The following is a 19,246-nucleotide window of genomic DNA, read 5'->3' as shown; positions in this document are numbered from 1 at the left end:
CATGCAGCCTTCGTGCTTAGGGAACACACTCGGCCTCCGCGAACATCCACCTTTCGAGGCTCATTCCCGCACCCCGCATGACTCCTGTCTACACTTCGGACCCCGCGTTGCCGCGACGCCCGCAAGACTCGGTCCCGGCTTGCCTGCTAGGGCTTTGACCGGATGGGACTTGCACCCACAAGCATTCATCAGCTTGGCATGACGTACTCCCAGGTGATGGTGTAGCTGGTTAGCGAAGCCGCTCGCGACGCGCGCCCCACATAGCGCCGTAGCGAGCGAGCGGCTTTGCGGGTGGTCACCGATGATTCGTCGGTAAGGTTTGGGTTGCGACACCAACCTGATTCGAGGAACCACCGATGACCGACGACATGATGAACCTGCGCGCGCTCGTGGAGAAGACCCCTGATGCCGATCTGTTGCGCGAGATGATCGGCTTTGCCGCCCATCGATTGATGGAGCTGGAAGTCGAAGGCCTGACAGGAGCGGCTTACGGGGAGAAGAGCCAGGAACGCCTGGCTCAGCGCAACGGCTACCGCGATCGGAGCTGGGAGACGCGTGCTGGCACCGTCGAGCTGCGCATTCCCAAGCTGCGCAAAGGCTCCTACTTCCCGGGCTTCCTCGAACCGCGGCGGATGGCCGAGAAGGCGCTCACCGCCGTGGTGCAGGAGGCTTATGTGCAGGGCGTCTCCACCCGTTCCGTCGACGATCTGGTGCAGGCGATGGGCATGAGCGGCATCTCCAAGAGTCAGGTGTCGCGGCTGTGCAGTGAGATCGACGACAAGGTGAAGGCCTTCCTCAATCGCCCGATCGAGGGCGATTGGCCCTATCTGTGGATCGACGCCACCTACGTGAAGGTGCGCCAGAACGGGCGGATCGTCTCGGTCGCAGTGATCATCGCAGTCGGGGTCAACAGTGACGGCCGGCGCGAGGTGCTCGGCATGGATATTGGTCCCTCCGAAGCCGAGACGTTCTGGACCGCGTTCCTGCGCAAGCTCGCCCGCCGCGGTCTGCGCGGCGTCAAGCTCGTCGTCTCCGACGCCCATGAGGGGATCAAAGCCACGGTCGGCAAGGTTCTCAACGCCACCTGGCAACGCTGCCGCGTGCACTTCATGCGCAACGCGCTGGCGCATGCCGGCAAGAGCGGACGGCGCGTCGTCTCCGCCTTCATTGCCACCGCCTTTGCCCAGGACGACGCGGAGGCGGCGCGGGCGCAATGGCGGCGCATCGCCGACCAGCTCCGCCCCAAACTGCCGAAGCTTGCCGCCTTCCTCGACGAGGCCGAGACCGACGTGCTCGCCTACATGAGCTTCCCCGCCGCGCACCGCGCCAAGCTGCACTCGACCAATCCGCTCGAAAGGGTCAATGGCGAGATCAAGCGCCGAACCGAAGTGGTCGGCATCTTCCCCAATGAAGACGCCATCGTCCGCCTCGTCGGTGCGATCCTGCTCGAGCAGAATGACGAGTGGGCGGTTCAGCGCGGCCGCTACATGACACTGGAAACCATCGCCCCGTTGGGCGATGATCCCGCCGTCAGCTTCCCGGCAATCGCCAGCTGACCGATCCGGCCCATGCCGGCGAACGTGGTGACCCGCACTCAGCTACACCACGCCACGGGACACGATCTGACACGCTCTCCAACCAAGGTCTGACGACGTCCCCGGTTGGCGATCGCGACCCTTTTTGAGGTCAGCCCTCAAGCCCCGCAGGCGGCCCGGAATGGCTTTGGTTCGATCTCGCTATATTCACGACCCCCGCAATGGCGGTGCCGCGACATTCGGCGGCCTACAGCACGGCTGTTCCAGAATTAACCCGCCATCGTGACATCAAGCTTAATTTCAGACTGCGATTGCAGCGAAGCTACGGAGCGTTAGCTTCTCACGGCCGGACATTGCCCTTGGTCCGGGTCACCCAACTGGCGAAGCCGTCGCGCCAATATACTCGTCGCGGCGGCTTCGATTGGACTGTAGGGCTCTCGCGCGAGTTTCATTTGAAAAGGCAGCCAGACCGCGAAGCTCTTGATCTCATGGAGATGCGTCGGCAACTCACGGCCCTGCGCTCGCAACATTCCGACAATCTTGCAATTGCGTCGCTATTGAACCGTTTCCTCGTGAAGGTCGCATTCCTCTCGGAGCCGAAAGACCGCGACCACAAACAATATCTCCGATCTGAGTTTGCACAGACGCTGAAGAAGGTGGAGGCGATCATCTCGCGCAAGCGAGCAGCCGCTGCGCGGATGGCCAGAACGGCAAATCGAAAAAATTCGATCACGTCGGTGCCAGTAGGCTATCGCTCGCTCTTGATCGCTTTACTGGGGATCATAGTGACGCCCGCCGGCGGGTGGATCACTTTCCGCTGTTGAAATCCGGAGACGATATCGTCGTTGACGTCCTTGGCTCCGTAGACGAATTGCGGGTTGAACAGGCATTTGTCCGATGTCACCGCGCCCCTCAACTGGTCGCAGTTCTTCTCTATCCACGCTCGCGCGGAAGCAGGCTCAACCGTGGCCGTGAAGACGGCAAGGAAGACCGGACCGCTCGCCGTACATCGGTAGTCGTCCACGTCCGCGTAGTAGCAGCGCATCTTACGGAGCAGGATTGGCTTATCGAGGTACTTTCGAGTGCCAATGAAAAGGTCGCTGGGGTCAACGATCTTGTAATCGATTTCCGTTGATTTGTTTTCTGCCGGCGCGGCGGTCGCCGATTGCGCTGAAGCTGGCGAGCCGAGCATGATGACGCTCGCCAACGTGGCGGCCAAAATATTCCGTATCATTGCCATTCCCCCCTATCCGGGCCGGCTGTGCGTACCCGGCTCATTCCATGGTAGTGCCGCATAGTAGCAGAGATGTTGCACATTGCCCCGCATGGGCGATCGAAGAGGTTAACAAGCATCTTTCCTACCAGTTGAGCCGGCCAGAACCGGCGCGCGGTCATAGCGAAGCAGAAGCGCTTCCCAATCGCCCGGCCGGTATGACGTGCGTAAGACTTTCTCCGCGGTCCATTCAACGTGCAGGAAGGTCTTCCCGTCGAACCGGACGCCCAGCGTGGACGTCTGGTCGTCGTCATCACATCGCGAGTACGTTAGGCGGAATTCGTTGTGACGGACTTCCGACAGTCGGCAACGGCCGCCCGCGCGATCGACGTTGCAACGATCGCTGCACCTGCGAACGATGCCAAGCACCAGCTTGCTTAGGGCTTTCATTCGGTCGGTGCGGTCAGTGGTCATGCTTGCTTCCTACATTCGCGCGAGGTTGCGGACTTCCTGCACAAAGAGCGAAAGTTCGTCGGGCCGGTAATGGAGCAAGTCTGCCGGGTCAGGAGCCGTGGGTAGGTAGAACGCGCGCCTTGATCGCGAGGTCTTTCAACGATCCTGCCGGAAGCGCAAGGATCATGTCTGCGACACCTTCCGCGGCATCATAAGCGGCTGAACAGCCAGCTTCGGCCACGTCATAGGCGGCTATGCGAGCCCGATCGGCCTTTTTGTAGGCACTTATCTTTTCTGCGATCGCTACTTCGTAGTCGGCCGAGAGTAGTTCAATTGGGGAGAATTGGGGTAAGCTAAAGGCAGCTTGCGACATGATATCATCCATCTGTTGCAGGTTAGGATCGCCGTCAGCGCCAACTGACGGCGATCCGCCTTAGGCTAGCAGAAGACCATGCCGGGACACCAGAGTGAGCATTCCCGGCTTCTAAACGGGAATTGTCCCGGTTCAACGCTCTGCGATCTTGGTCCGAACGTGCGCCTGATCAAAGTCGGAGGCATCTCTCTTTCCAAAATGAGAAGGGCACCCCCTTAGGAAACGACGATGGCGCTGTCGACCTGCGCGCGCGTGATGATGGCGCCGGAATTGATGCCGCTTGCAGCCGCGGCTTCCGCCGCAAAGCAAGTCGCGACGAAGGCGCCGACCGCCTGGGCGACGGCGACGATCTGTTCCGCGTTCAGCTGCGTGAAGTTGCCGTCGGCGCCCTTCCACATGGTGAAGAATTTTGGGCTTTGCGGCGCCAGGTTGAAGGCTGCGTTCAGCATCGCTTGGCTTTGGCGGTCGGTCGCATCGACATTCCGTCGTCCGCCCGGTTTCGACAGCGAAGCCACTCACTGCCAAGGTCAGCGTCAGCGGCGGGCAAAGCGCGAACAGCGGCGGACGCCGTTTCGGCGTCCGTAAAGGAAGGATATTGCGCGGTTAGTTTCCGACGCGAACAATCGTCAGTGTTGCGCCGGTGCTGTTTGCGCCGTTGAAGTCGCCGGGCGACGTCACGGCCGCGTAACTCTGAACTGACAGAACGTCCGCCGCGACAACCGAAGCAACGCAAGAGAATTGCGGGTAGGTCGTCGCGTCCTGTCCCGCAAGAAGATAGGTGCTTTCAAGGTCAGCCTGCACGGACACGCCGTTCTTCGTCAGGCGAATGCCCTGTGCGATTTGCGTCGCGTTCACGACGTTGTTGTGCCGAACGCCCAGACTTCCCGCGACAAACATATATTTGCCGTCCGGCAGCTGGAAACTTGATCCGCTCATGACCGGCGCCATGCTCGCGGAGGACGTCAACGAAAGGGTGTGCGTCCCCCATACGCCCATCGCCAGCGAACCGATCGCGGCGCCGCCGATCGTCGCAATCGGGGTGAAGACGACCTTCTCCGACCACACTGAGGTCAGCAGCCAGTTCGTGCCGTCGAAGACGAAGGTCGCGATCTGGCCGACAGCGAGCATTCCCTTCTGCAAGTCCTGACCGGCGGCGGTTTTACAAGGAGCGCTCAGCGCGTTGACCGTCATCGTCGTGGCGCCGGTGTTGTTGTTGGCGATCTTCACCCGGACGCGCATGCCAGCCTTCAGTTCGGCGGCCGCCGGCGTTAGAGCGACGATGATCTGGTTTGCCGTCACACTGCTGTCGACGGCCCAAGCCGGTTGCGCGCGCTGATAAAGTCGCTGGCACGCCTGCCAGATCAGATCATCCGCCCCGTTGTTCTGCGTGACGATGTCGACCGCGGCCGGCGGTCTGACCGTTGCCGCGAACGACCGACCGGACGTTCGCCAGAAGCGCATTGAAGAACGACGCTTCATAGGCCGTCCCGTCATCCGTGACGGCGTCGCTACAATCCTTGAACCAACTGTCGACGACGCCGAAGGTCCGGGTATCGCCCGGACGGATGGTGACGGCGCCCGAAGCGCTGGCGGGGCCGAGAAGATCGGTGTTAGTCATGATGTCCCTCATAGATGATGTAGATTTTGGCGCGAGTGATGCGAAGTGTCTGGCTCAGTGCACGGCGGCGATCCTTTTACGCACCCGCGCTTCAATGCTGTCCGCTAGGCGCTGTAGATATTCCTCGACAGCGAGCGCTTGAAAGTCATCGTGCGTCGGCATGCTTAGGCCAGCCCTGACGCATTCGATCAGTTCGCGACCCAGTCCTGGCTCTAAGACTTCCAACAGCGGGGCGGTGACTTGCACTACGAGGGCTTCAGCGGCAGCCAACCTCGCTGTGACGCGGCTGATTTCGTCAAGGATGTCACGTGCTGCCATCTCAAAATCCGCCGCCAGCCGCGGTGCTTCCCGTCGACGGCCGCGGCGACGGCGCCGATGCGTCCGGCGACGAATGGCCCAGCGATCCCGGGCCGCTCGAATTGATTGTCCCAGCCAGCCGGATCGCCGCTTCGGCGCGTCGTACGACGTCCAGCAAGGACGACCCGGCGTTCACTTCGACCGCCAGCTTTCCGTCGCCTGTAACTTGACCGGAAACGTCGACATGCTGCGACCCGGCCTTGTCCCCGGCGATGCCGGTCCCGTAAGTCATGGTCGGTGACAGTTCTGGCGCCAGCGCGTTGTCGCCGTAGCCGAACGCGCGGCGATAGACGTCGCGCATGGACCCGCCGCACTGAAGCCGCAGCCGCTCGCCGCTGGTAAGGCCGTCATAGCCGGCATCCCCAACCGCCTTGTGCATGGCCCAGAGGCCGCCGGCGATCCCAGCTGCGACCGCGGCCCAAGGTGCGGCCGCGGCGCCTGCCGTCCAGATGGCGCTTCCAGCCCCGCCAGCGGCCGCCGTAGTGTGGCCGCGCCCTTGGCCGCCGCGCTGACGCCGGCGGCCGCCGACAACTCCGCAGCGGCCGCCGTGAGCGCCGCGGCGGATCCATCCAGCGCGACAGCTGACGTCCCCAGCCCAAAGCCATTGAAGAGGTTCTTCGCCAGCATACCGCTGCCAATCGCGCCAGCGGTCAGGCCTCCGGCGAGAGCGCCCCCGCCAATCACTTTTGAAGCCGTGGAGTTTTCAGAACTAAACTTTGAAAGCGCTTCGGCCCATCTTCCTATCCAACTCGCCATGCTGGACAGGACGCCGGCAGCGCTTTCCATCGCCGGCGACGTCAGCGCGCCCGTGAAGTTCGACAGCGAGGTCGTCAGCGAGTTGAGCGCGACGAAGGGGTCTTTCTGATTGCCTTCGGCCGCCTTCAGGCCCTGCGCCTGCTGATACAGCGTCGCGTGGTTTTGCAGCGACTGCTTTCGCGTAATCAGCTTGGCGACAAGGTCGGACGACGTCCCGGGGAACATCTTCCTCGCTTCGGCGATCTGTTCGACCGGGTCGGTGACGCCGCGCTTCTCGAATTCCGGGATCAGGTTTTCCCAGACCCATTGATCCGGGTTCGCCATCGCCTTCTTCCAGTCCTTGACGTGCTTCCCGGCCTTCAGGCCCTTCAGTTCGCCCGTCTTGGTCTTTTCGAAGTCCGCTTCGTCGGCGAGCCCGTAGCGGACGAACGCCTTCGCCGCGGCGTGCCTGTTCGCCAGCCTCTCGTGCGCGTTTGAATTCAGCATCATTCATCGCAACGGCCACTCACGGCTTTTGGCGCTTGCGCGAAACTGCAATTGCGGCAATGTCTCCCGACTACCGTCTTCAACGGCGCCATCAATTGCCCCCTGTCCACATTCGGCTCCGACCTCACACCCGCTGCCGCACGCCATCACCCAATCGGGGCCACCTTTCCTGTACGCAAAGGGCTTGCGGGCATCATTGCTGAGGCGCACCCCAGATAGCATCAATCTTGGAAGCAGTTGCCGAAAGCCAAGCGAACTGTCGGCTCAAAATTCGCTTTGCTTCCTTCATATTGATCAGACATGCATGCAGATGGGTAGGCTGGCGAACCGAAGCTGAATAGCGCAGGAGACGTTAGACTCGGCGCGGCGGTTGAGAGACGGAATCTTATAATGGCACCGCCTTCTTTTCCTTTGATTACCTGAACGTGAGTAGGATCAACTTGAGCGCCGAACACCGGATGGGCACCGCCAAAGAGATTTGTCCGACACTGCCCAAACCAATTTGCGACATCCGATGAAGTATCAGAATTGGTTAGCACTACTTGTGGCCCGAGGCGGCGGGTGCACGATGCGACCATCCGCTTCGTGCCATCATTCGTCTCGGAGATAGCAATTGCACCTCCGTGGAATGGCTCAAGTCGCCAAGGCTTCCACGCCCGAGGCTCATATGTCACGCGGAGATCACGAGCTTCTTCAAGTGTAATCCAGTACATTTCATCGGGGCCAGCGGTCGCGGCGAGGGCCACCACTTTTGCGTCGACGCCCATGTTTACGAGATACAGAACGAGTGCAGCCGTAATTCTTTGTGTATCGTCGAGGTCGTGACCGGAGAAAATCTTCTCAGCAGGCTGGGCTAGGGCATTTTTGCTATAGAAACGATGGACCCCGAGCTTCGAACCCTCATCAAGAACGCGCTCAATGCCACCCAAGAATGCATAGGCGCAAGCAGACGCGCAAACGCCGGGAGTTCTCAACGATGCGCGGCCCCCAAAATATGGCATCCCTTCGGGATCGGCTCTGTCGGAACCCACCTCTGTTGTAAAACCGCGTGCGCGAAACATTTCACCCAATCTAATTCCAGCCTGCAGACTGCCACCGAGAGAGTTCAGCCGAATCCGTTTCGGAACGTAGTCAGGCGCCGCACCAAGGAAGCGCTCAAACGCTTGCGGTGTATCATCTGCAATCTCCCCCGAAGCTTCTATAAAGGCGCATTCGCGACAGCGCGTGTCATTTCCGCCTGGCTGAAACTTCATCGGCTCCGCAGAGGCAACTGCCGTGGCAAAGGAGAATATCGCGAGCATTATCGCCGTCGTCGTTCCGACCTTAATCATTTTCGTTGAACCAGATCCAGATGCTCAAAGTTGAAGATCGGTAGCGGACATACGCTGCCTTTCTAGTTCACTCAAGGTCGTGGCGCGTTTGGATGGCCTTCAGAGCGTCTTTCAAGACAGGCAATTGCCTTCAGTCCTGATGCGGAGCGCAAACCTCGCCGGCCCCCGCGACTTCAAATAATCGACTTAAAAGGCTGGTGCTGCCGCTGAGGTGACAAGTGCAGCGTTCTACCCCGGCGCGGTGAGCAGCTTAGTGGCGGGCGAAGAGGAAGAGCACGAAGATTGCACCGAGCACCCAAAATACCCATTGGTACGACGCTCCGGTGTCCAGCGTCGTCAAGGGCCTCGCCCAAGCATGCTCGACGTATGGCTCCTCCAAACGCACCCCCGACGCGCTACGGTCGACAGCTACTTCAAGCTCATGGTTCCCAATCTTCAACACTTCAGCGGTCTTATGCGTATTCGCGCCCGTGTTGCTGCGCAGATGTTCGAGCAAAACCGGTATGCGTTGCCTCGCGCCTTCGATCACAAACGTCTTCTCGTGCTCCAAGAAGTGATTGAGAAAGTCTTGTTTTGCTTTGCTGTCGCCCGCACAGAGCCATTCGAAGCGCTTTTCTAACGAGGTGGGTATGACGAAGCGAACCACTACGTCGTCCATGTGGCGTCGTATTGCATCGACGATTTGTTGGATATCACCGTCCACGCCGACCTTCAGAACCTTTCGAGACCTCGGACCTACATGGCTCCAAAAATTTTTGATCAGCTTATATTTTTCTTGCAGCGGCATTCGTGGCCGTAGAGGTCCGAGGTCCTTAGCCAGCCAAGAGCGTGCCGGGGCCTGCCGCAAAGGATCGCTCGCAATGGAGCAACCTGCCGGGGCCCTCTCGATGACGGCGCCCGATGAGGTACAACGAGGTGATTGAGCGCCACCCGTGTGGAGGAAGCCGCCTCCCCATTTGAACCGACTGGGGCAAGCGTAGCTGGCGGATCTTTGATGGATTTGGGCTCCCGCATGGTCGCGAGTCGTCCAATCCCGCGACACCAGTTCCACCGCGCGGCGAGGCGCGCTCCGAGTCAAAAAGATGCCGCTGCCGGAGTTTTCCAGCAGCGGCGCCAGTCAGGGAGGAAGCAGACGAGCCGGTCTGCTAGCGGATCCGTAGGGCGCAGATAGCTCGCCCAAATTTTTTTTACCCGAGACGCTTCGCGGGCTCCCTTTCACCGCGAGCGGAGCTCGCTCAGTACCCTGCAGCAAATCGCATCCGGCACTCAGGACGGGCGCGTAGAGCCCAGTTAAGCAGCCAGGAGGAAACGGCGCCGACGACTATCCCTTCCCAGCCGAACCTGGCTCCTGCGCCAAATAAAACAGGACGGTGCTCCCATAACGATTGACGTCGTGGTCTAGACCTGGATGAAGCGACGTGTAAGATCGGCGGAAGCATCAATTGGGTAGGGTTGGGTAGAAACCGTGAGCGCCAATGTCTTAGGTCGCCTTGCCGCAAGTCTCTCCTCGTCTCGCGGTGATCAGATGACGATCTATGCGCCGTCACTGCGGACCCTTCCACAGAACGCCATGCTGGTCATGGCCACGCTTCCCGTCATCGACTGGAACGACTGTCTCCTGCGCGACTTGCAAGCGGGGCCCAAAGTGCCCCCTTCCTGCTATGCGGCGGTCGTCATGATCGACCCGTTTGCATGCTGGGAAGATCTTGGTGATTTGTTGGAAGATGCAAGGATAACCGGAGTGACGAACTTTCCGCCAGCCTGCATGATTGAACGGACATCGGCAGGGGTGCCGCTCGATCGCGGTCAGGAGCTCGAGCTTCGCCGTATGGAGTGGTTTGCAAGCCGAGGGTTCAAAGTCCTGTTTGTCGCGGCGGACGAGGCAAAGATGACAGCAGCGGAGCAACGGCTAGGTTCGCAGCTGGATGGGTCCGTCTATCTGCGACCCGAGGCGCTTGCGCTGCCGATTGGATCGGACATCGGGCTCGTAAGCCTTGGCTCTCAAGGATCGTCGTCGGTACCGAAGTTCTCCCTAGAGCATGCCGCCACGGCCAAGCAGCCGCTACGACGGGCCTGAGGCCTTATTCGAGGATCCGCAGTTTCTTGATTTTGTTGTAGAGGGTTTTGCGCGAAAGCCCGAGAGAGCGAGCAGTCTTGCCGCGGTGAAGCCGGTTTCTCTTCAGGCCCTCGATAATCCAGTCTCGCTCGGACAGCGAGGTCGCGGGCCGTGCGCCTGAAGGTGGCTCCAACAACGGCTTTAGCACCTCACCGGTGATGTGACTTGATGGCAGGGTCACGAGCTGGTTCACGACCTGCCGCAACTCGCGCAAATTGCCTGGCCAATCGTGGCCGGCGAGCGCAAGGAATGCAGAGTTTTCTATCGTGAGCGTCTGGGCGCTGGAATCTCCTTTGGCTTCGACGGTGAAGTGTTGAACGAGTTGCGGCAGATCTTCAAGCCTGTCGGGTAGCGAAGGTAATTGGACATCCAGCCCGGTAAAAAGGTCGAGAAGCCGCGCGCACAGAACCGTTTCAAGACTAGCGCCTCGGGCCACGGTCGCTGTCGCAATGATCCGGGCATTGGAACGCATGACAGTTACCCCGTTCAGAGGGGTAAATCCGCCTGTCTCGAGGTAATCGGCAAGGCGCTCCTGTCCATCGCGCGAAAGTTGGTCGACATGCAATAGCACGACGGCACCGTCACTCGACGCCTCCAGGAGCGACAATTGGCGTCTGCCGCTCTCAAGACGCTCGGCACCGAACAACGGGCCAAGCATATCCATCGCCGGACCGGGGCGGCAATGAAACAACGCCGTTTTGGCGTGCCTGCGGTCGCTAAACGCGTGAACCAGGGTTGCTATTCTACGCTTGCCAGAGCCAGCTTCCCCCCAGATGAGGACCGGGCGGGGGGTCGCCGCAACGCGTTTGGTGATCTCGAGGATGCGCTTCATTGCCGAGGACTGCGCGATCACGCCGTGCCTGAAGCCACTCAACTGCAGCTTCCTTTCGAGCAGATCCACCTTTTCGCGCAACAGGTGGATGGTCTTGAAGCCCGACGTCACCTCGAGGACCGACATCTCCAGAGGCACGCGGTCCAGCGAGGAGCCTCCGATGAACCCCTGGATTCCGGTCTCGCGACAGATGTCGAGGAGTTCGTCCGGCTTCGTAATGGGGCCGCCCCCAAGCAGGCAGATGGTGCTCTTGTTGACGGATTGAGCAACGCGCGCAACGGCGCTCGTACGCGCGGCAAGTTCAGATAGGCTGATCGACGGATCGGCTCCGCTTTCAACCGCGCGGTTTAGATTGAAGTTGATGCAAATGGCCTCGGCGCCCGCTTCGACCATTCGACGCGCCTCGGATTGACTGCGCGTATAGGCAATCGTCATCAGGCCGCGTTTTGCAGCTTTCACGAGGAGCTCGATTTCCCGGGAGTAACCAAGACCACACTTCTCGAGCAATGACCTGCGCTCATCGTCGATGTGTATGACCGATGGGAAGTTGGTCACACCGGCAAATCCCCATTTGATGATCCGATCGAGCCAACGATCAAGATCGAGCTCGGGGTCGAAGGTACAGGCGCCGAAGAAGACTGGCAATTTCGTGCTGGGCAGGATTTCGGTCCGTCCGAAGCTTGCCACGAATTCGTTACTATTGCGGATTGGAAGAATGGAGGCGGGCGAGGCCCCGCCCATGGCACGAAAACGGCCCGCATTGAGCGCGAGCACGAAATCGGCCCCAGCCCGCTCAGCGGCCCTGGCGGTCATGCCCGACCCGATCCCCGCACCAAGGACAAACGAACGGGAATTGCGGAAGAACTGCCTGATACCGGCTCCCTTCACCTGTGTCGATCCTGAGCCGCGCATCATCGCACGGCTCTACGTGAAGACTAGCTCCAACTCGCCGGTCCGTGCAACCGCCGTACCGCCTTTCCATTGCTCATGAACAAGTGGCAATCGGCTGAAGCGGCGGTGAGGATGAGCTTGCTGGCGCCTTTGGGCCAACCGGATTGTAGCGCCCTGGCGACGACGGCTTCGTTTCCGGCATTACCGTAGATGTACGTGACGCTGCCGAGATGCTCGACGAATTCGACCCGTAGTTCAATCGAGATCTCCTGCTGCCGGGGCACTGACGAGGAGAAGTCATCCGGGCGAATTCCAACAGTGACCGGCTTGCCAACCAGCATCTGGTCCGGCTGGACCGGAACGGAGATCGTGGGACCGGCGTCCAACCGGACGTCCATGCCATGTTCATGAGCTGCCTCGACGTTGCCGCCCAGGAAGTTCATCTTGGGCGAGCCGATGAATCCTGCCACAAAGCGCGAGGCTGGATTGTGATAGAGATCGTGCGGGCTGCCGACCTGTTCGATGTTGCCGTCCTTGAGCACGACGATCTTATCAGCCATGGTCATCGCCTCGATCTGGTCATGCGTCACATAGATCATAGTATTTCCGAGCTGCTTGTGGAGCTTGGCGATCTGAACTCGCATTTGCACGCGCAAGTCGGTGTCGAGGTTGGAGAGCGGCTCATCGAACAGGAAAACTTTTGGTTCGCGCATGATGGCGCGCCCGATTGCGACGCGCTGGCGTTGCCCTCCTGAAAGTTGTCGAGGCTTGCGATCCAATAAATGGTCGATCTGCAAGAGCGACGCAGTTTTGGCTATCTTGGTAGCGATCTCCGCTTTCGAGGCTTTCGCCATGCGCAGAGGAAAGGCCAGATTCTCCCTGACCGTCATATGCGGATAGAGAGCGTAGCTTTGAAAGACCATACCCAGGTTGCGATCGGCAGCATCGATGTCGTTGACGAGCTCATTGTCGATGAGGAGCCGCCCACCGCTGATGGGCTCGAGCCCGCCAATCATGCGCAAAAGCGTGGACTTGCCTGACCCGGATGGACCGACGAAGACGACAAATTCGCCGTGATCAATCGCAAGGTCGATATTGCGCAGGATCTCGATCGTCCCATAGGTCTTCTTCAGACCTTCCAGGCGAACATCGGCCATTATGCCCTCCTCTGTTGCGGGCGAGCCGCGCAAGCGGCACTTACCTCAACGTCGCGCAAGCTCGATACGATGAAGTCGGGGGCCATCAGGGACGGATCCTGACGCATTGGCACACCGGTTGTAACAAGCACCGTGGCAAGCCCCGCCCTCTTTCCGGCCTGAATATCGGTCGGAATCTGATCCCCGATCATAATCGTCGAAGCGCGGTTCGTACCGAGGCGTGAGAGCGCTGTCTCGATCATCGGCACTTGCGGCTTTCCGACGATCGAAGGCTGTACTTGCGTCGCGGCAGCCACAGCTGCAATCGTCGCACCAGCCCCAGGTTCAAACCCGCTGGCCGTCGGCAACAGAAGATCGGGATTGGTTGCGATGAAGACAGCGCCATTGAGGATCGCCTCAACGGCAATTCGCATCTTCTCGTGAGTAATATCCCGGTCAAGCCCCATGACAACAACTTCGGGGGTTCGCTCAGTGACCTCCAGCCCGACATCGCGCATGGCCGTGACAAGCGAAGGAGCACCGATGACATAGACTCGCGTCAACTGCGGATAATTCGTTCGGATGAGTTCTGCAGCCGTGATGGCGCTTGTCACGACCTCTGACGGCGCGATCGCAAGCCCGAATCCTCTCAGCTTGCGGACGACGTCCTCAGGAGTATGCGTCGAATTATTCGTCACAAAACAGAACGGCACGCCGACCTTCTGCCATCGCGTGAACGCTTCTATGGCATCCGCAATTGCGGTGCTGCCACGATAGACGACGCCATCCAGGTCGGAGATAATCCCTTCTATTGGCGGCCAGTTGATGTTGGAGCCGGTGCTAGCCATTCATCAGCATCCCGCCATTCACATGGACGATCTGCCCGGTCATGTAGGAGGCTGCGGGGCTAGCCAGGAACACCGCGAGCCCTGCGATATCCTCCGGCAATCCGACCCGGCCCAGTGGAATCCGTCCACTATGACGCGCTTCGGTCTCTTCCCTAGGGCGGCCGTGCATGGGCGTGTCGATAATCCCGGGTGCAATTGCGTTGACGTTGATCTTGAGCGGAGCACATTCGTAAGCGAGCAGCTTTGTCACATCGTGCACGATGGCTTTTGACAAGCAATAGTCGGCGCCGCCAGCCTGGTAGTTGAAAACCGCGCCTTGAGATGACAACGAGGACCCGACATTGACGATGCGGCCGCCCTTGCTCTTCATGAAGCGCTCGACCGCCAGCTTGGCACAGCGCAGCACCGCGACGGAATTGATCTGGATGGTTTTTTCGATTCTGTCGGCATTTCCGGTCAGAAGCGGCTCAGCCGATTTTATCCCGGCGTTGTTGATCAGGACATCGAGCCTGCCGAAGCGCTTGGCGATCTCATCAAGCACCCTGCCGACATCGTCTTCTCGTGACACATCCATGCTCATCGGCAGGATGCCGTTGCCGTACGGCAAGCGCGTTAGAATGTCCCGGAGGCTTTCCACATTTGCGTCGGTGGCCAGGACGTTCGCACCGCCTTGACGGAAAGCATTGGCAATGGCTGAGCCAATGCCTCCACCCGAACCGGTCACGAGCACGGTCCTGTCCGCAACTGAGAACTGTTCGGTCATTCCAACTCCAGGATAGTTTGAGATTCGAGAAACTCGTCGACGGCTTCGCTGCTTGGCATTGCGCTTTGCGCGCCGCGTCGCGTTACACACAGCGCTGCCACTGCAAGGGCCTTCTTGACCGCTTGCCGTATCGGCAGCCGCTGAGCAAGAGAGGCTGCGAAGGCTCCATTGAAGGCATCGCCTGCGGCGGTCGTATCAACGACCTTCACAGGAAATGCCCGGAGCGCAAAAGTTGCGTTGGCATCGGCGTAGTAGGCCCCCTGCGCGCCAAGCGTGATCAGGGTTGCTCTCGGGCCGAGATCAAGGAGCTTTCCGGCCGCATGAGCGGCGCTGTCGAAGTCGTGCACCTCGACGCCGGTGAGCTCGAAAGCCTCGGTCTGGTTTGGCGTGACGAAATCAACACTCCTCCACGCCGCCGCCGATAGGCCGGCCCTCACGGGGGCCGGGTTGAAAATGAGCTCGAATCCTTTGACGCTCTTCATTGCAAAGAGGTGATTGAGCGCGCCAACCGGCATGCCCATCTCGGCAACGACAATTGCGTCCCGCTCAATGAATTCGGCGGCCTTTTCGACCATGCTTGGTGTGACATTTGCGTTGGCTCCGGGGTCTATGACGATCATGTTGGAGCCATCGTCACCGACCAGGACGAGAGCTGAACCCGATATCTCCCCTGGGCACACCGCCACCGCATCGAGACCGACACCTGCCTCACGCAGCGCTTGCAGCAACGATCGACCGTCGTCGTCATCGCCAAGCCGGGTGTAAAAGCTCGGCCGAAGGCCCAATCGAGCGGCGGCGACCGCCTGATTGGCGCCCTTGCCTCCCGCATGCCGCTTCAAGCTTCCCATCAGGCTTTCACCGGGCGTTGGAAGCCGCTCGACGTTGAAGCAGAGGTCGAGATTGGTCGTTCCAAAGAACATCAATGGCCTCGGGCTCATTTCACGGCCCCGAAGGTAAGACCACGTTCGAGATGACGCTGGCCAAGGATGATCAGCACAACCGGCACAATCATGGTCACCACCAGACCCGCAGCCATGACCGGATAGAACTGAACGCCCGGATTGAGCAGCTTGAGGAGGGCGACGGTGACCGGTGCTTTCGTCGAACTGAGGATCAGGCCGAGCGCGAAGTTATGCCACGCAAGCAGGAAAATGAGCAACGAAGCGCCTATCAAGCCGGGCTTTAGAAGCGGAAGGACGATATGCCAGACAACCCGGAATGGTTTTGCACCATCCATGGCGGCCGCCTCCTCAATGTCCTTTGGGATGTCCTCGATATATGAACGGCTCAGCCAGATGATCATCGGCAGCGTGACGACCTGATAGACCCAGATCATACCGAAATAGGTGTCATAAAGAGCGACTGTCTGGAACACGCTGAACAGCGGTATGACGACGAGGAGCGCCGGCGCGAAGCGGAAGCCCAGAATGAAGAATGCGATGTCCTCCTTCATGGGGATATCACGCCTCGCCAGGACGTAGCCCGCAGGCACGCCCGCGATCAGCGATACGAGCACCGCGCCAAGCGAGATCACAACGCTGTTGGTGACCGGCGTCAGGAAATCAACCTTGATGGTCCCGTAGCTTGTTGCCCCGGCCTCGGCTGCATCGAACAAAACGCGGAAGTTTTCGAAAGTCGGCTTGAATATGAAGCGCGGCGGCCAGGTCATGACCTCCGCCTGCTGCTTCAGCGACATCATCACGATCCAGACCAGCGGAAATGTCAGGATCAGCGTACAGGCGATAACCAGAAAATTGAGGAGCACGCTTGCAGGCGTTGAGCGATTTAGCCGCAACTCAGCCTCCTCTAGCTTACACGCTGCCGGACCGAGCGCCACAATTTCACCATGGCCAAAGTCCCGAGAAGCACGATCAACCAGTTGACGACCATGAGTGCTGCACCACGCCCGAAGGCAAGATTTTGAAAGGCCGTGATATAGGCACGGACCGAGAGCACGGAGGTACTGTCACCCGGGCCTCCTTGCGTTGTTCCGAAGACGATATCGAACTGATTGAGCGATTCGATCAGCCGAAATATCGCGGCGATCAGGATGTATGGCGCGATGAGCGGAAGCTCGATATGGAGGAACGTTGCCCAACCCTTCGCCCCATTGACCCGCGCAGCTTCTCTGACCTCATCGTTGATGCCCTGCAAGCCGGCGAAGATGATCAGCGCGAAAAATGGCGTATAAGTCCATATGTCGATGAGAACCAGCGAGAACATCGCCGTGCTGGCGTCTGAAATCCATGCGAACCGGCCGATCCCAATGAGCGAGAGCAAATAGTTCAGGATCCCATTCTGCGGATCCATCATTGTGGTCCACATCAAGGCGACGCTCATTGGCGGCAGCACCAACGGAAGGAGAATGACGGGTCGCATCATCCGGGCAAGGAACACCCCACTCGCGAACAATTTGGCAAGCGCAAGCCCAAACAACGCTTCCGCGAGCACCGCGGAGCAGGCATACGCCATAGTCGCCCGGACGCTGTTCCAGAAATCCTGGGTCTTGATCGCCACTTCATAGTTGGTGAATCCAATGAAGCGAACCAGAGGACGACCAAACTTGAGATCGGTCAGCGATTGAAAGACCCCATAGAAAAACAGAAAGAGAAATCCAAGCAGGATGATGATGGCGGGCGCAATCGCAGCAAGGCTCCACCAGTCAAGCGCATGCTGCTCGACGCTTTGCACCTGCTCGTTTTTGGATGGTGCCAGTTGGCCTGCCGATGATTGTAACGTCACGGTTGCGTCGGTGCCTCGAAGGTCCATCGCTCACTTCTCAAAAGATACTCGGGCGTGGTGGGGGCCGGCAAACCCTTATGCGGCCCCCCCGACCGCCTTACATGGAAGAGCGGATCTCGGAGGCGAGGTCGGTCAACGTCGCCTTCACGTCCGCGCCATTGACCATTTTCTGCATGGCGACTGCCCAGGCGTTCATGGCCTCGGCAAACCCTACGCGCGGTGTAAAGGCGAGCGCCGCCCTGTCCTGCACGCTTTTGAAGGTATCCACAAAGTTCGTGAATTCCGGTTTAGCCGCATAGTCGAGCCAAACCTTGTCGCTCCAGGTCGAAGCACGCGGAGAGTTGACGAGCTTCCCGGCGACGGCGCCGTTCAGCTCGACCTGCTTTGACGTAGCCCACTGAATGAACAGCCAGGCCGCTCCCTTTTTCTGGGAGGCAGCATTCATGGCCAGGGACCAGATCCAGATGTTCGATTCGAAATTCTTGCCGTTCGGAGCGCGCAGCGGGGGAGCGAATGCGATCTTTCCCGAAGCAGGCTTGCCCGCAACGTTGTTCCAGAACCCGAACATGTTGGAATCGATCGCCATCGCGGTCCGACCCGAATTGATACCATCGACCACTTGGTACCAGTTGTCGTTGGCAAAGGACGGGGCAGCGCACTTCTTGATCATCTCCACATAGTCCTTGTGGAAGGCGATCGACTCGCGCGAATCGAGACCGGTTTCCAACTTGCCGTCCTTGACGACGAAGTCGTGCACACCATAGGACTTGGCGATCGAGATTGCGGCCGTGTGGATGCTGCTCCAAAAGCGCACTCCCCGCACGCCCAGAGGTGTGATCCCGGGATCGGCAGATTTCAGCTTTTCGCAAGCGGCGGACATTTCCGGCGGAGTCGTCGGGACCTTGATGCCGTGCTTGTCCAGAATGTCCTTGCGGTAGAACAATTGGATGTTTTCGAAACCGTGGGGGATGGCCCACACCTGACCGCGGCCGGCCTCGATCTGCCCGCCCTTGATCTCCCATGTCAGCGCGTCACGTAGTGCGGGGAAGAAGTCCTTGTAATCGTAGCTTGCCGAGGTGAGCTTGGGGTCGTTCAGATAACGATCGAGCGGCTCAAGAAGTTGACCTGGCGCGAGATCCCAAGCCGGCTGAATCCCCGTGCCGACCACGTCCCACGAGGGCGACTTTGTGCTTAGCTGGATGGTCAGCTTATTCCAGTAGGCGTCGTCCGGATAAAGCTCGGGCGTCACCTTGATACCTGTCAACTTCTCGAACTCGGGCAGCTGTGCTGCAACCGCGTCAGCATACGGATGGATATCATAAGCCCACACGATCGAAGCGCCCTCGAACTGGCGCCAGTTGATATCCTCCGCTTTGGCCGCGGCCGCACCGGCCAAGAGAGTTGAGCAAATCAGAGCGGTTCTGGCGAAATGAGCCGAATGGCCGCGCAAAGCGGCTAGCGTCCTTGGCATCAGTCCCTCCTCTGGGCTCTTTGGCCCGCAAGTTCACGTGCCCCTCTTCTTCCAGGGCCGCGAGTATTGGGAACGCTAACCGTCATTTTCCGCCCATATGCACCCATTCAGATCGAAGTTGGGTAACATTGGGTAAGTCAAGACAACAACATCACAGGAGCCGTTTCAAGAAGCCACGATGGGAGATGATCAAATGCAGGCACATGCTCAGGCCCCGCGAAGCCAGTCCCACAACGACTTGTCGATCCGGGCCAACTGCTCGAGCTTTTGTATCAGCAGTTGGTTCAAATGTTCTATTTGATCTCGCCGTTCGTCGCAGATGCGG

General features: G+C 59.6%; 21 protein-coding genes. 3 read left to right on the top strand and 18 right to left on the bottom strand.

The genetic code is table 11. From position 1 onward, the window contains the following. Positions 1-356: 356 nt before the first annotated feature. Both XH85_RS10890 and XH85_RS45805 read left to right on the top strand, forming a co-directional pair. Positions 357-1,556 (top strand): IS256 family transposase, encoded by a 1,200-nt coding sequence (locus XH85_RS10890; RefSeq protein ID WP_128931887.1) that lies wholly within the window; start codon positions 357-359, stop codon positions 1,554-1,556. Between the two features lie 200 nt (positions 1,557-1,756). Then, complete coding sequence (locus tag XH85_RS45805; RefSeq protein ID WP_208758102.1) at positions 1,757-2,359, top strand: hypothetical protein; 603 nt, start codon at positions 1,757-1,759, stop codon at positions 2,357-2,359. Here the strand turns inward: XH85_RS45805 and XH85_RS10880 are convergent. The 10 genes from XH85_RS10880 to XH85_RS10835 form a co-directional block, all read right to left on the bottom strand. Then, positions 2,284-2,775: a hypothetical protein gene (locus XH85_RS10880; RefSeq protein ID WP_128931886.1), complete on the bottom strand. Its 492-nt coding sequence runs from the start codon at positions 2,773-2,775 to the stop codon at positions 2,284-2,286. The two genes, XH85_RS45805 and XH85_RS10880, sit on opposite strands and share 76 nt — an antisense overlap. 102 nt (positions 2,776-2,877) lie before the next feature. Then, complete coding sequence (locus XH85_RS10875) at positions 2,878-3,222, bottom strand: hypothetical protein (RefSeq protein WP_128931885.1); 345 nt, start codon at positions 3,220-3,222, stop codon at positions 2,878-2,880. Positions 3,223-3,310: 88 nt separating this feature from the next. Next, on the bottom strand, positions 3,311-3,574 hold the full coding sequence (locus XH85_RS10870; RefSeq protein WP_128931884.1) for a hypothetical protein: 264 nt from the start codon (positions 3,572-3,574) through the stop codon (positions 3,311-3,313). A gap of 215 nt (positions 3,575-3,789) precedes the next feature. Then, on the bottom strand, positions 3,790-4,089 hold the full coding sequence (locus tag XH85_RS10865; RefSeq protein ID WP_276486008.1) for a DUF4376 domain-containing protein: 300 nt from the start codon (positions 4,087-4,089) through the stop codon (positions 3,790-3,792). 88 nt (positions 4,090-4,177) lie between these two features. Continuing rightward, positions 4,178-5,053: a hypothetical protein gene (locus XH85_RS10860; RefSeq protein ID WP_128931882.1), complete on the bottom strand. Its 876-nt coding sequence runs from the start codon at positions 5,051-5,053 to the stop codon at positions 4,178-4,180. Between the two features lie 193 nt (positions 5,054-5,246). After that, positions 5,247-5,510, bottom strand: a complete 264-nt coding sequence (locus XH85_RS10855; RefSeq protein ID WP_128931881.1) for a hypothetical protein — start codon at positions 5,508-5,510, stop codon at positions 5,247-5,249. A 1-nt stretch (position 5,511) separates the two neighbouring features. Next, positions 5,512-5,850 carry a hypothetical protein gene (locus tag XH85_RS10850; RefSeq protein ID WP_128931880.1) on the bottom strand — a complete coding sequence of 113 codons (339 nt, stop codon included), beginning with the start codon at positions 5,848-5,850 and terminating at the stop codon, positions 5,512-5,514. Beyond that, positions 5,778-6,794: a hypothetical protein gene (locus XH85_RS10845; RefSeq protein ID WP_128931879.1), complete on the bottom strand. Its 1,017-nt coding sequence runs from the start codon at positions 6,792-6,794 to the stop codon at positions 5,778-5,780. Before XH85_RS10845 ends, XH85_RS10850 begins: the two co-directional genes overlap by 73 nt. Positions 6,795-7,012: 218 nt before the next feature. Further along, positions 7,013-8,122 (bottom strand): COG3904 family protein, encoded by a 1,110-nt coding sequence (locus XH85_RS10840; RefSeq protein WP_128931878.1) that lies wholly within the window; start codon positions 8,120-8,122, stop codon positions 7,013-7,015. Positions 8,123-8,372: 250 nt separating this feature from the next. After that, positions 8,373-8,825, bottom strand: a complete 453-nt coding sequence (locus tag XH85_RS10835; protein WP_128931877.1) for a hypothetical protein — start codon at positions 8,823-8,825, stop codon at positions 8,373-8,375. 822 nt (positions 8,826-9,647) lie between these two features. Here XH85_RS10835 and XH85_RS10830 point away from each other — a divergent pair. Continuing rightward, positions 9,648-10,199 carry a hypothetical protein gene (locus XH85_RS10830; RefSeq protein ID WP_245473960.1) on the top strand — a complete coding sequence of 184 codons (552 nt, stop codon included), beginning with the start codon at positions 9,648-9,650 and terminating at the stop codon, positions 10,197-10,199. A 4-nt stretch (positions 10,200-10,203) separates the two neighbouring features. Here the strand turns inward: XH85_RS10830 and XH85_RS10825 are convergent, their stop codons facing one another. The 8 genes from XH85_RS10825 to XH85_RS10790 all read right to left on the bottom strand — a co-directional run bounded on the left by XH85_RS10825 (position 10,204) and on the right by XH85_RS10790 (position 18,921). Further along, a complete protein-coding gene (locus tag XH85_RS10825; protein WP_245473958.1) occupies positions 10,204-11,985 on the bottom strand; it encodes a phosphoenolpyruvate hydrolase family protein in 1,782 nt (593 codons plus the stop codon). A gap of 20 nt (positions 11,986-12,005) precedes the next feature. After that, complete coding sequence (locus XH85_RS10820; RefSeq protein WP_128931876.1) at positions 12,006-13,118, bottom strand: ABC transporter ATP-binding protein; 1,113 nt, start codon at positions 13,116-13,118, stop codon at positions 12,006-12,008. Further along, positions 13,118-13,945, bottom strand: coding sequence for an HAD-IIA family hydrolase (locus XH85_RS10815; protein WP_128931875.1), 828 nt, complete (start codon positions 13,943-13,945; stop codon positions 13,118-13,120). The genes XH85_RS10820 and XH85_RS10815 overlap by 1 nt, the downstream gene beginning before the upstream one ends. After that, positions 13,938-14,708, bottom strand: coding sequence for an SDR family NAD(P)-dependent oxidoreductase (locus tag XH85_RS10810; RefSeq protein WP_128931874.1), 771 nt, complete (start codon positions 14,706-14,708; stop codon positions 13,938-13,940). Before XH85_RS10810 ends, XH85_RS10815 begins: the two co-directional genes overlap by 8 nt. Next, positions 14,705-15,628, bottom strand: a complete 924-nt coding sequence (locus tag XH85_RS10805) for a ribokinase (protein ID WP_245473956.1) — start codon at positions 15,626-15,628, stop codon at positions 14,705-14,707. The genes XH85_RS10810 and XH85_RS10805 overlap by 4 nt, the downstream gene beginning before the upstream one ends. Positions 15,629-15,642: 14 nt before the next feature. Then, positions 15,643-16,503 carry a carbohydrate ABC transporter permease gene (locus XH85_RS10800; RefSeq protein WP_128931872.1) on the bottom strand — a complete coding sequence of 287 codons (861 nt, stop codon included), beginning with the start codon at positions 16,501-16,503 and terminating at the stop codon, positions 15,643-15,645. A gap of 11 nt (positions 16,504-16,514) precedes the next feature. Then, the gene (locus tag XH85_RS10795) at positions 16,515-17,477 is read right to left on the bottom strand and encodes a carbohydrate ABC transporter permease (RefSeq protein WP_128931871.1); all 963 of its coding nucleotides are present in this window, start codon (positions 17,475-17,477) and stop codon (positions 16,515-16,517) included. A gap of 70 nt (positions 17,478-17,547) precedes the next feature. After that, positions 17,548-18,921 carry an ABC transporter substrate-binding protein gene (locus XH85_RS10790; protein WP_128931870.1) on the bottom strand — a complete coding sequence of 458 codons (1,374 nt, stop codon included), beginning with the start codon at positions 18,919-18,921 and terminating at the stop codon, positions 17,548-17,550. Between the last annotated feature and the right edge of the window lie 325 nt (positions 18,922-19,246).

This window comes from Bradyrhizobium zhanjiangense (genome assembly GCF_004114935.1).
In the GTDB taxonomy this organism is placed as follows: Bacteria; Pseudomonadota; Alphaproteobacteria; order Rhizobiales; family Xanthobacteraceae; genus Bradyrhizobium; species Bradyrhizobium zhanjiangense.
This window is presented reverse-complemented; position numbering and strand designations above follow the sequence as displayed.

Bases quoted from the DNA above. Each gene is read 5' to 3' on its own strand.
- XH85_RS45805 (WP_208758102.1), top strand. From the start codon at position 1,757: ATGGCGGTGCCGCGACATTCGGCGGCCTACAGCACGGCTGTTCCAGAA.
- XH85_RS10860 (WP_128931882.1), bottom strand. From the start codon at position 5,053: ATGAAGCGTCGTTCTTCAATGCGCTTCTGGCGAACGTCCGGTCGGTCG.
- XH85_RS10875 (WP_128931885.1), bottom strand. From the start codon at position 3,222: ATGACCACTGACCGCACCGACCGAATGAAAGCCCTAAGCAAGCTGGTG.
- XH85_RS10805 (WP_245473956.1), bottom strand. From the start codon at position 15,628: ATGTTCTTTGGAACGACCAATCTCGACCTCTGCTTCAACGTCGAGCGG.
- XH85_RS10840 (WP_128931878.1), bottom strand. From the start codon at position 8,122: ATGATTAAGGTCGGAACGACGACGGCGATAATGCTCGCGATATTCTCC.
- XH85_RS10795 (WP_128931871.1), bottom strand. From the start codon at position 17,477: ATGGACCTTCGAGGCACCGACGCAACCGTGACGTTACAATCATCGGCA.
- XH85_RS10790 (WP_128931870.1), bottom strand. From the start codon at position 18,921: ATGCCAAGGACGCTAGCCGCTTTGCGCGGCCATTCGGCTCATTTCGCC.
- XH85_RS10880 (WP_128931886.1), bottom strand. From the start codon at position 2,775: ATGGCAATGATACGGAATATTTTGGCCGCCACGTTGGCGAGCGTCATC.
- XH85_RS10830 (WP_245473960.1), top strand. From the start codon at position 9,648: ATGACGATCTATGCGCCGTCACTGCGGACCCTTCCACAGAACGCCATG.
- XH85_RS10890 (WP_128931887.1), top strand. From the start codon at position 357: ATGACCGACGACATGATGAACCTGCGCGCGCTCGTGGAGAAGACCCCT.
- XH85_RS10820 (WP_128931876.1), bottom strand. From the start codon at position 13,118: ATGGCCGATGTTCGCCTGGAAGGTCTGAAGAAGACCTATGGGACGATC.
- XH85_RS10810 (WP_128931874.1), bottom strand. From the start codon at position 14,708: ATGACCGAACAGTTCTCAGTTGCGGACAGGACCGTGCTCGTGACCGGT.
- XH85_RS10845 (WP_128931879.1), bottom strand. From the start codon at position 6,794: ATGATGCTGAATTCAAACGCGCACGAGAGGCTGGCGAACAGGCACGCC.
- XH85_RS10870 (WP_128931884.1), bottom strand. From the start codon at position 3,574: ATGTCGCAAGCTGCCTTTAGCTTACCCCAATTCTCCCCAATTGAACTA.
- XH85_RS10850 (WP_128931880.1), bottom strand. From the start codon at position 5,850: ATGCGCGACGTCTATCGCCGCGCGTTCGGCTACGGCGACAACGCGCTG.
- XH85_RS10815 (WP_128931875.1), bottom strand. From the start codon at position 13,945: ATGGCTAGCACCGGCTCCAACATCAACTGGCCGCCAATAGAAGGGATT.
- XH85_RS10825 (WP_245473958.1), bottom strand. From the start codon at position 11,985: ATGATGCGCGGCTCAGGATCGACACAGGTGAAGGGAGCCGGTATCAGG.
- XH85_RS10855 (WP_128931881.1), bottom strand. From the start codon at position 5,510: ATGGCAGCACGTGACATCCTTGACGAAATCAGCCGCGTCACAGCGAGG.